Below are 9,907 nucleotides of genomic sequence, written 5' to 3' on the forward strand. Positions count from 1 at the left end.
GTGCGTTACTCCGCCGGGGCCGCGGTTTCGAGCGCCAGGGCGTGCAACTCGCCGCCCAGCACGTCGGCCAGGGCGCGGTTGACCATCTGGTGCTGCTTGACGCGGGTCAGGCCGCGGAAGGCGGGCGAGACGATGCGCGCCTTGTAGTGATCGCCGTCGCCGGCCAGGTCGGTCAGCACGATCTCGGAATCCGGAAAGGCCGCGTTGAGGCGGGCTTCAAGCACGTCGGGCGACATGGGCATGGGCGGATTCTCCGATCCTCGAAGGGGCTGTATGCCCCGTAAACCTTAAGATCGCGCATATGGCGGGCGTCGCGGCCGGAAGCAATCGCCGATCCGGTCGGCCAGTTGCGTCCAGGTCCTTGGGATGATCAAAACAGGCGAAAGCCGCGTTCCGTAACGGCGGAGACCGTCCGCGCGGCAGGGAGTTCCAATGCGTTCGACGTTTCCAGCCAGCGTCCTGGCGATCCTTCTGGCCGCCCTGGCCGCGCCCGCCATGGCCGGTCCCGGCGACATGGCCCTCGACGACGTGAAGATCCTGTCGGCCGACGCCATGCAGGGCCGCGCCCCGGGCACGCCGGGATCGCAGCTGGCGCGAACGTACATCCTCGAACGCTTCAAGACGATCGGCCTGGCCCCCATCGGCGAGGGTTTCGAGCAGCCGTTCCGCTTCACCCGCAAGGACGGGACGACGATCACCGGCGTCAACCTCGTGGCCCGCATCAAGGGGACGGCCCCGGACGGCAAGGCCCTGGTGGTCACCGCCCATTACGACCATGTCGGGGTCAGGAACGGCCAGATCTACAACGGCGCCGACGACAACGCCTCGGGCGTGGCGGGCCTGCTGGCGGTGGCCGAGGCCTTCAAGGCAAAGCCGCCCCTGCATGACGTGCTGATCGTTGCGCTGGACGCCGAGGAGGGCGGTCTGCGCGGGGCCAAGGCCTTCGTCGCCCAGCCGCCGATCCCGCTGTCGGCGATCGGGCTGAACGTCAATTTCGACATGCTGAGCAAGAACGCCAAGGGCGAGCTCTACGCCGCCGGCGCTTCGCCGCAGCCGGCCCTGAAACCGATACTCGACGCCGTGGCCAAGGCCGCGCCGGTCAAGCTGAAGCTCGGCCACGACACCGACGCCGACGGCAAGGAAAACAACTGGACCACCCAGTCCGACCACGGGGCCTTCGCGGAGAAGGGTGTGCCGTGGGTCTATTTCGGGGTCGAAGATCACCCCGAGTACCACCAGTCGACCGACGACTTCGAAACCATCCCCCAGCCCTTCTTCAAGGCCTCGGTGGCGACCGTCGTCCTGGCGACGCGTGCTTTCGACGAGCGGTTGGGGGAAGTGGCGCGCTAGGGCGCTTCGATGCTGGGATAGCGGACGGCTGAAAAGTCCCCTCCGGCCGTCCTCCCAGACGCTCCCCCTTCAGGGGGAGGATCTCTTCACTCCGTCTCGTCGTTGGCCGCTTCGACCTCGACGCCGAACACTTCGTCGATGACCTCCATGATCTCTTCGAGGTCGTCGAGCGTGACCTTGACGCGCATGGTCTGATCGTCGTCGGCGGTGAGCGTCAGGAAGATGCCGTGCTCGGTCTCTTCAAGGATGAACTCGTCGAGATTGGCTATGACGGCCATGTTGCGCCTCCCGGTTTCACAAGGGGGAGCGGCCGGCGGCGGCTTTCGTTCCGCGATCTGGCCGCCGCCGACATAGGGCTTCAGGCCAGGCCGTAGCGAGGCGCGGGCCGGTCGCGCGACAGGTTGGGCGCAAGGTTCAACCGGGCCGCGTCATAGGCGGCGAAGTCGCCCGCCTCGGGCAGGGAGGGGATGGTCACCAGCTCGCCCTGGTCGAAGCCGGCCAGGGCCGCGTCGACGAGGTCGCCCACCTCCATCACCGTCGACGGATCCAGCGCGTCTACGCTGCCGCCCGAGCGGTCCCAGATCTCGGTGCGGGTGGCGCCGGGCAGCACCGCCTGCAGCTTGATCGCCTCTGGCAACTGGCTGCGCAGCCCTTGGGTGAAGTAGGTCACATAGGCCTTGGTCGCGCCGTAGACCGGCGAGCGGAACTCGGGCAGCAGGCCCACCACCGACGAGATGTTGACGATGGCGCCGCGACCACGGGCGTTGAAGGCGCCGGCCGCCGCGTGGGCCAGGCGCGTCACCGACACCACGTTCAGCTGGATCAGGTTGTCGACCTTGTCGACATCCTGGTCGACGAAGTCGCCGCCTAGCGCCGCGCCGGCGTTGTTGATCAGGATGTCGATGGCCGCGTCGTCGCGCAGGCGGGCCTCGACGCGGGACAGGTCGACGGCGTTGGTCAGGTCGGCCTGGAGGACGTCGACCTTGACGCCGGTCTCGCCGCGCAGGCGTTCGGCGAGGGCGGCCAGGCGCGCCGCGTCGCGGGCCACCAGCACCAGGTCGTGGCCGCGCCTGGCCAGGCGGTCGGCATAGGTGGCGCCGATGCCGGTGGAGGCGCCCGTGACCAGGGCCGCGCCGGGAAACTGCTTCTTGCTCATGTCTCGATCCCCTCGGGATGCTGGCCGCCACGCTCGTCGCGGCGGGGTGACTTGCAGATGGCTAGTGACTTTCGAATTGCAAGTGACTGGCTTTCATTTTGCTATCGACCGCCTATCTTCGCCTCATGACCACGCGCGCCTTCGATCCCGGACAGTGCCCCGTCGGCCGCACGCTCGAACGCGTCGGCGACACCTGGAGCCTGATGATCCTGCGGGACGCCCTGCAGGGGCTGACCCGCTTCGACGAGTTCGAGAAGAGCCTCGGCGTGGCTCCCAACATCCTCACCAAGCGCCTGGCCGGACTAGTACAATCCGGCTTTCTCGAGCGGCGGCCCTATCAGGAGCGGCCGGTGCGCCACGAATACGTGCCGACCGCGCGGGGATGGGACTTTGCGCCGGTGCTGACCGCGCTGCTGGCCTTCGGCAACCGCCACTTCGCCGAAGAGGGGATCGCCGGCCAGCTGGTCGACCGGGCGACGGGCGAGCCGGCGGAGCCGATCGTGGTCGACGCCGTAAGCGGCCGTCCGATCGACGGCGAGACCTTCACCTATGCGGCCGGCCCCGCCGCCGGCGAGGTGGTGCGCAACCGCGCAGCCCTGATCGAGGCCCGACGCGGGCGCGGCTGAAACGGCGCCTTTGGGTAATCTCTGTAGGGTTGTATGCTGCCCAGGATTGCGAAGCGCAGGGCGCCTTCGCCGGGGAGGCGCGACCATGGACACCATCACCGCCAAGAGCGCCAACGGCGCGAGCGATCCGGGCCTCGTCTCGGCCCTGGCCGAGGACGTCGCGCTCGCGCCGCCGACGGCCGACGAGGCCGCCTCGGAAGCCCCGCTCCTGGCCGCGGCCGCGGGCGCGGCGGGTCCAGAGGTGAAGCTGAACTTCGTCAACCGGTCGAACGACGCCGGCAACGTGCATGTGCTGGTGTTCGGCCAGCCCCCTTCGCCCGAGCTCGACGGGATCGGGCAGGCCTGGCGGGTGATCGACAACTGCGGTCCCGGCTGGAGCCATCCGTTCACCTGGCCCGTCGCGGTCACGCTCGGCGTCGTCGACCCGAACGGCAATGTCTCGCCGCAGCTGGACATCGCCGATGGCCAGGTCGCGGAGGTCGTCGCCGCTCCGTCCGGCACGCTTCTGAGGATCGCCGGCCAGCAGGGGCCTTCGCGCGCGATCGCCCTGATGAACCAGCTGCCCCAGGGCTTCGTCGCGGCCACCGTCTTCCGTGACGGCCAGCCCTATGCACGGACGTCCCTCGCGCCGCACACCACCGTCACCCTGGCGTTCAAGCCGACGATCTGGATCGGCGCGGCCGCCCGGACCGAGGCGAGCGGCGGCGAGGCGGTCTCGACGCTGACCGAGATCAGCCTGATGGGCGTCGCCAGCGCCGACATCGTGATGACGGGCGGCGGACAGGGAGCTGACGCCAGGCCGTTCGTCTTCACCCTGGCGAACGTCGCCTACGCCTGAGGGGGAGGGGCTTAGGCCGCGTTCTGGGCACCGCTTTCCCATCCCCGCGGCCAAGGTTGTCCACCGTTGCTGACCGCCTTGTCAGGCGGGCGTCAGCCTGACGACCCGATGGCGCCGCTACATCCGTCGCAACCTCTCCGGAACGACGGATGCTTAGATGATCTCGCTTGTGCGGACGGCTTTGGCGCGTCCCTACACCTTCGTCGTCATGGCCGCGATGATCCTCATCGTGGGCGTGCTGGCCATTCTGCGTACGCCCACCGACATCTTTCCGGAGATCCGCGTCCCCGTCGTGGCGGTGGCCTTCACCTATAACGGCCTGTCGCCGGAAGACATGTCGGGCCGGATCCTGACGCCCTACCAGCGGGCGCTGACCACCACGGTCAACGACATCGAGCACATCGAGGCCACCTCGCTGCAGGGCATCGGGGTGGTGAAGGTCTATTTCCAGCCCGGCGCCGACATCCGCCTGGCCAACGCCCAGATCACCGCCGTCTCCCAGACCCTGCTGCGCCAGATGCCGACGGGCACCACCCCGCCGCTGGTGCTGAACTACAACGCCTCGACCGTCCCGATCGTGCAGCTGGCGCTGTCGGGCCAGGGCATGAGCGAGCAGCAGCTGTTCGACTACGGCGTCAACTTCATCCGCACCCGCCTGGTCACCGTGCCCGGGGCGGCCGTGCCGTTCCCGTTCGGCGGCAAGACCCGCCAGATCCAGGTCGACATCGATCCGCAGGCCCTGCTGTCCAAGGGGCTGTCGGCCACCGACGTCGGCGCGGCCATCGCGGCCCAGACCCAGATCACCCCCGCTGGCTTCGTGAAGATCGGCGAGTTCCAGTATTCCCTGCGCCTCAACAACGCCCCGGGCTCGGTCGACGAGCTGAACGCCCTGCCGGTGCGCACCGTGAACGGCGCGACCATCCGCCTGGGCGACGTGGCCCATGTGCGCGACGGTTCGGCCCCGCAGCAGAACGTCGTCCACGTGGACGGCCAACGCTCGGTGCTGATGACGGTGCTGAAGTCGGGCGCGACCTCGACCATCGCCATCGTCGACGGCGTCAAGGGGGCGCTGCCCGAGCTGAAGGCCCAGCTGCCGGCCGAACTGTCGATCACCCCGCTGAACGACCAGTCGACCTTCGTGAAGGCGGCCGTCGAGGGCGTGGTCCACGAAGGCGCGCTGGCCGCGATCCTGACCTCGCTGATGATCCTGCTGTTCCTGGGCAGCTGGCGCTCGACGGTGATCATCGCCGTGTCGATCCCGCTGGCCGTGCTGGCGGCGGTGGCGACCCTGGCCGCCTTCGGCCAGACCCTCAACGTCATGACCCTGGGCGGCCTCGCCCTCGCCGTCGGCATCCTGGTCGACGACGCCACGGTGACCATCGAGAACATCAACTGGCACCTGGAGCACGGCAAGGACGTCAAGACCGCGATCCTCGACGGCGCGGCCCAGATCGTCACGCCAGCCTTCGTCTCCCTGCTCTGCATCTGCATCGTCTTCGTGCCGATGTTCTTCCTGCCAGGCGTGTCGGGCTTCCTGTTCGTGCCGATGGCCATGTCGGTCGTCTTCGCGATGATCGCCTCGTTCATCCTGTCGCGGACCCTGGTGCCGACCATGGCGGCCTTCCTGTTGAAGCCGCATGCGCCGCATGACCAGGAGGCGCCGTCCAAGAACCGCCTGGTGCGCTTCCAGCGCGGCTTCGAGCGGGTGTTCGCCAAGGTGCGCGACGCCTATGCCGGCCTGCTGGGCTTTGCGCTGGGCGCGCGAGGCAAGTTCGTCGCCGGCTTCCTGGCGTTTGCGGTGCTGAGCCTGGCGCTGGTTCCGTTCCTGGGCCGCAACTTCTTCCCGGCCGTGGACTCCGGCTCGATCGCCATGCACGTCCGCGCGCCCACCGGCTATCGGGTCGAGGAGTCGGCGGCCCTGTTCGACCGCATCCAGCGCCAGGTGCGCACGGTCATCCCCAGCGCCGAGATCGACACCATCGTCGACAACATCGGCCTGTCCACCAGCGGCATCAACGTCGCCTACAACGCCTCGGGCACCATTGGTCCGATGGACGGCGACATCCTGATCAGCCTGAAGAAGGGCCACAAGCCGACCGAGGACTATGTCAGGGCGCTGCGCCAGGAATTGCCCAAGGCCTTCCCCACCGCGACCTTCTCGTTCCTGCCGGCCGACGTCACCAGCCAGATCCTGAACTTCGGCAGCCCCGCGCCGATCGACATCCAGGTGGCCGGCGGCGATGCGGCGACCAACCAGGCCTACGCGCAGAAGATCCTGCGTGCGATCCGCGGCGTCGAGGGCATCGCCGACGTGCGCATCCAGCAGCCCACCGGCTCGCCGCAGCTGCGCTTCGACGCCGACCGCACCCGGATCCACGCCCTGGGCCTGGACGAGCGCGACGTCACCGCCAGCCTGGCCGGCGCCGTGGCCGGCAGCGGCCAGACCGCGCCGGTGTTCTGGCTGAACCCGCAGAACGGGGTGTCCTATCCGATCGTCGCCCAGACGCCGGAGTACCTGATCGACAGCTTCGAGAAGCTGGGCGCTATCCCGGTCACCGGCAGCCGCGTGCCCAACGACGCTCCGCAGGTGCTGGGCGGCCTGGGCGCGCTGAGCCGCGGGGCGACCCCGGCGGTGGTCTCGCAGTACAACATCCAGCCGATGGTCAATGTCTATGCGGCGACGCAAGGCCGCGACCTGGGCGGCGTGGCGGCCGACGTCCAGAAGATCCTCAAGAGCCTGGAAAAGGACAAGCCGGCCAAGGTGCGCGTCACGCTGCGCGGCCAGTACCAGACCATGAACACCGCCTTCTCCGGCATGGGCTGGGGCCTGTTGGGCGCGGTGGTGATGATCTACCTGCTGATCGTCATCAACTTCCAGTCCTGGCTGGATCCGTTCGTGATCATCTCGGCCCTGCCGGCCGCCCTGGCGGGCATCGCCTGGATGCTGTTCGCCACCGGCACGCCGCTGTCGGTGCCGGCCCTGACCGGCGCGATCATGTGCATGGGCGTGGCCACGGCCAACTCGATCCTGGTGGTCAGCTTCGCCCGCGAACGGCTGGCGGCCACCGGCGACGCGGTGCAGGCCGCCTTCGAGGCCGGGGTCACCCGCTTCCGCCCGGTGCTGATGACGGCCCTGGCCATGATCATCGGCATGGGTCCCATGGCCCTGGCCCTGGGCGAGGGCGCCGAACAGAACGCCCCGCTGGGTCGCGCGGTGATCGGTGGCCTGATCTTCGCCACCTGCGCCTCGCTGCTGTTCGTCCCGACCATCTTCGCCATCGTCCACGGCCGCCGTCCGCGCGCCGAGACCCCGTCCACCGAAGGACACGTCCATGCCTGACACCCTGCCCAAGACAGATCCGCGTCGGCTGCGCCGCCTGGCGCTGCTCGGCGCCGCGGGTTTCGCCCTTATCCTGGCGACGGGGGCGGCCGCCCGCTTCATGGCCGGCAAGGACCTGGCCAGCGCCAGCCAGGACGCCGGCGTCGTCGCCGTCAGCGTGGTGCGGCCCACCGCCGGCGAGGACGGCGCGCTGGTGCTGCCCGGCCGCTTGCAGGCGTGGAACCAGGCCCCGGTCTACGCCCGCACCGACGGCTATCTGCGCCGCTGGTACGTCGACATCGGCCAGCCGGTGAAGGCTGGCCAGGTGCTGGCCGAGATCGACGCGCCGGAAGTCGACCAGCAGCTGGTCGCCGCCCGCGCCGCCCTCGCCACCGCCTCGGCCCAGCGTGATCTGGCCGCCGTCGGCGCCGCCCGCTGGAAGCGCCTGGTCGGCGAGAACGCCGTCTCCCAGCAGGAGGCCGACGAGAAGCAGGGGGATCTCGCCGCCCGCGAGGCCATGCGCAACGAGGCCGCCGCCAATGTGCGCCGGCTGGAAAGCCTGGCCGCCTTCAAGCGCATCGTCGCCCCGTTCGACGGCGTGGTGACCAGCCGCGACACCGATCTCGGCGCCCTCATCAGCGCCGGGGGCGGCGCGCCGTCGCCGCTGTTCACGGTGTCGGACACCCGCCGCCTGCGCCTCTATGTCAGCGTGCCCCAGAGCATGGCCGCCTCGATCCGTCCGGGCATGACCGCCAGCTTCTCGAGCCCCGACCTGCCGGGCCAGTCGTTCCAGGCGCATCTGGTGCGCGCCGCCGACGCCGTCGACGCCCAGTCGGGCGCCATGCTGGTGCAGCTGGAAGTCGACAACGCCGCCGGCCAGCTGAAGCCGGGCGCCTACGCCCAGGTCAGCCTCGACCTCGGCAAGGGCGCGACGAGCGCGCCGGCGACCCTGCGCGTGCCGGCCAACACCCTGCTGTTCCGCAAGGAGGGCACGGCGATCGCCGTGGTCGACAGCAACGGCAAGGTCCAGATCCGCAAGGTCGCGATCGCCAAGGACCACGGCTCCGAACTGGAGCTGGCCGGCGGCCTGGCGGCCAACGAGTGGGTGGTCAGCAGCCCGCCCGACGCCATCGCCGACGGCGACACGGTGCGGGCGATCCAGCCCAAGCCGGCCCAGAGCAAGGCGGCCCAAGCCAACGGAGGCGCGGGTGCGCGCGGCTGACGCTGTCCTGCCCCTGGCGCTGCTGGGCCTGGCGGCGTGCAGCACGGCGCCGGCCTATGCGCCGCCCGCCGTCTCGACTCCGGCCGCCTTCCGCGACACCGGGCCTTGGACCCCTGCCGCCGCCGACGCAGCTTCGGCCGGCGACTGGTGGTCGGTGTTCGCCGATCCGACCCTGGCGGGGCTGGAGCAGCGGCTGGCCGGCGGCAACGCCAGCCTCGCCCAGGCCCTGGCGCGCTACGACCAGGCCCGCGCCCTGGCCCGCCAGGCCCGCACGGACCTCTATCCCACTGTGGGCGTCGACGCCGGCGCCGCCAGCCAACGCACGATCTCGTCGGGCCGCACCGACCCGGTCGGCGTCAGCGCGTCGGCTTCGTACGAGCTGGACCTCTGGGGGCGGGTGCGCAGCCAGGTCGAGGCAGGCCGCGCCGACGCCCAGGCCAGCGCCGCCGACCTGGCCGCCGTGCGGCTGAGCCTGCAGGCGCAGCTGGCCGACGCCTATTTCCAGCTGCGCGGGGCCGACGCCCAGATCGCCGTGCTGGCCTCCACCGCCGACGCCTATCGCCAGGCGCTGGACCTGACCCGGCGTCGCCAGGTCGGCGGGGCGTCGAGCGCGCTCGACACCGGCCGCGCCGAGACCCAGCTGGCCACGGCCCTCTCCCAGCAGGAGCAGGCCCAGGCCGACCGCGCCCTGCTGGAGCACGCCCTGGCGGTGCTGGTCGGCGAGCCGGCCTCGAACTTCTCGGTGGCTTCAATCGAAGGCCTGTCGGACGCGCCGCGCACGCCGGTCAGCACGCCGTCGCTCGTCTTGCAGCGCCGGCCCGACATCGCCGCGGCCGAGCGGCGGGTGGCCGCGGCCAACGCCCGCATCGGCGTGGCCCGCGCGGCCTGGTTCCCGACCGTGACCCTGGCGGCCAGCGGCGGCTGGCAGTCGACCGGCGGAGAGCTCTTGACCACGGCCAACCGCGTCTGGGCCCTGGGTCCGGCGGCCGCGGTCCTGCCGCTGCTCGACGGCGGCGCCCGCAAGGCCGAGGTGGCCCGCAGCCGCGCCGTGTTCGACGAGGCCGCCGCCGGCTATCGCCAGACGGTGCTCGACGCCTTCCGCGAGGTCGAGGACCAGATGGCGCTGGCCAACCGCCTGGCAGCCGCCCAGTCCCGCCAGGACGAGGCCGTCGACGCCGCCGCCCGCACCGCGGCCCTGGCCACGACCCGCTATCGGGAGGGCGCGGCCAGCTATCTCGACGTGGTCACCGCCCAGACCGCCGAACTGGACGCCCGCCGCTCGGCCCTCGACCTGCGCACCCGCCGCCTGGCGGCGAGCGTCGACTTGATCCGCGCGCTCGGCGGCGGCTGGACGGGCGGGGAGGGCGCCTAGGGTTCGGACTCAATTGTCCAGCGG

General features: G+C 70.7%; 9 protein-coding genes. 6 read left to right on the plus strand and 3 right to left on the minus strand.

What is annotated here, in order from left to right:
- Positions 1 to 5: 5 nt before the first annotated feature.
- Positions 6 to 242, minus strand: a complete 237-nt coding sequence (locus SGCZBJ_RS15200) for a BolA family protein (RefSeq protein WP_101718828.1) — start codon at positions 240 to 242, stop codon at positions 6 to 8.
- Between the two features lie 190 nt (positions 243 to 432).
- On the opposite strand from SGCZBJ_RS15200, the gene SGCZBJ_RS15205 reads away from it, so the two are divergent.
- Positions 433 to 1,350, plus strand: a complete 918-nt coding sequence (locus SGCZBJ_RS15205; RefSeq protein WP_101718829.1) for a M20/M25/M40 family metallo-hydrolase — start codon at positions 433 to 435, stop codon at positions 1,348 to 1,350.
- 86 nt (positions 1,351 to 1,436) lie between these two features.
- On the opposite strand, the gene SGCZBJ_RS15210 is transcribed toward SGCZBJ_RS15205, so the two are convergent.
- Positions 1,437 to 1,628: a hypothetical protein gene (locus tag SGCZBJ_RS15210; RefSeq protein WP_101718830.1), complete on the minus strand. Its 192-nt coding sequence runs from the start codon at positions 1,626 to 1,628 to the stop codon at positions 1,437 to 1,439.
- Between the two features lie 80 nt (positions 1,629 to 1,708).
- Positions 1,709 to 2,506 carry an SDR family NAD(P)-dependent oxidoreductase gene (locus SGCZBJ_RS15215; RefSeq protein WP_101718831.1) on the minus strand — a complete coding sequence of 266 codons (798 nt, stop codon included), beginning with the start codon at positions 2,504 to 2,506 and terminating at the stop codon, positions 1,709 to 1,711.
- A gap of 125 nt (positions 2,507 to 2,631) precedes the next feature.
- On the opposite strand from SGCZBJ_RS15215, the gene SGCZBJ_RS15220 reads away from it, so the two are divergent.
- The 5 genes from SGCZBJ_RS15220 to SGCZBJ_RS15240 all read left to right on the plus strand — a co-directional run bounded on the left by SGCZBJ_RS15220 (position 2,632) and on the right by SGCZBJ_RS15240 (position 9,883).
- A complete protein-coding gene (locus SGCZBJ_RS15220) occupies positions 2,632 to 3,132 on the plus strand; it encodes a winged helix-turn-helix transcriptional regulator (RefSeq protein WP_101718862.1) in 501 nt (166 codons plus the stop codon).
- An 85-nt stretch (positions 3,133 to 3,217) separates the two neighbouring features.
- On the plus strand, positions 3,218 to 3,970 hold the full coding sequence (locus SGCZBJ_RS15225; protein ID WP_101718832.1) for a hypothetical protein: 753 nt from the start codon (positions 3,218 to 3,220) through the stop codon (positions 3,968 to 3,970).
- Positions 3,971 to 4,127: 157 nt separating this feature from the next.
- Positions 4,128 to 7,310, plus strand: a complete 3,183-nt coding sequence (locus tag SGCZBJ_RS15230) for an efflux RND transporter permease subunit (RefSeq protein ID WP_101718833.1) — start codon at positions 4,128 to 4,130, stop codon at positions 7,308 to 7,310.
- Positions 7,303 to 8,511: an efflux RND transporter periplasmic adaptor subunit gene (locus SGCZBJ_RS15235; RefSeq protein WP_101718834.1), complete on the plus strand. Its 1,209-nt coding sequence runs from the start codon at positions 7,303 to 7,305 to the stop codon at positions 8,509 to 8,511. Before SGCZBJ_RS15230 ends, SGCZBJ_RS15235 begins: the two co-directional genes overlap by 8 nt.
- Positions 8,498 to 9,883, plus strand: a complete 1,386-nt coding sequence (locus SGCZBJ_RS15240) for an efflux transporter outer membrane subunit (protein ID WP_101718835.1) — start codon at positions 8,498 to 8,500, stop codon at positions 9,881 to 9,883. Before SGCZBJ_RS15235 ends, SGCZBJ_RS15240 begins: the two co-directional genes overlap by 14 nt.
- The last annotated feature ends 24 nt before the right edge of the window (positions 9,884 to 9,907 follow it).

The organism is Caulobacter zeae (genome assembly GCF_002858925.1).
In the GTDB taxonomy this organism is placed as follows: Bacteria; Pseudomonadota; Alphaproteobacteria; order Caulobacterales; family Caulobacteraceae; genus Caulobacter; species Caulobacter zeae.

Bases quoted from the DNA above. Each gene is read 5' to 3' on its own strand.
- SGCZBJ_RS15200 (WP_101718828.1), bottom strand. From the start codon at position 242: ATGCCCATGTCGCCCGACGTGCTTGAAGCCCGCCTCAACGCGGCCTTT.
- SGCZBJ_RS15205 (WP_101718829.1), top strand. From the start codon at position 433: ATGCGTTCGACGTTTCCAGCCAGCGTCCTGGCGATCCTTCTGGCCGCC.
- SGCZBJ_RS15210 (WP_101718830.1), bottom strand. From the start codon at position 1,628: ATGGCCGTCATAGCCAATCTCGACGAGTTCATCCTTGAAGAGACCGAG.
- SGCZBJ_RS15215 (WP_101718831.1), bottom strand. From the start codon at position 2,506: ATGAGCAAGAAGCAGTTTCCCGGCGCGGCCCTGGTCACGGGCGCCTCC.
- SGCZBJ_RS15220 (WP_101718862.1), top strand. From the start codon at position 2,632: ATGACCACGCGCGCCTTCGATCCCGGACAGTGCCCCGTCGGCCGCACG.
- SGCZBJ_RS15225 (WP_101718832.1), top strand. From the start codon at position 3,218: ATGGACACCATCACCGCCAAGAGCGCCAACGGCGCGAGCGATCCGGGC.
- SGCZBJ_RS15230 (WP_101718833.1), top strand. From the start codon at position 4,128: ATGATCTCGCTTGTGCGGACGGCTTTGGCGCGTCCCTACACCTTCGTC.
- SGCZBJ_RS15235 (WP_101718834.1), top strand. From the start codon at position 7,303: ATGCCTGACACCCTGCCCAAGACAGATCCGCGTCGGCTGCGCCGCCTG.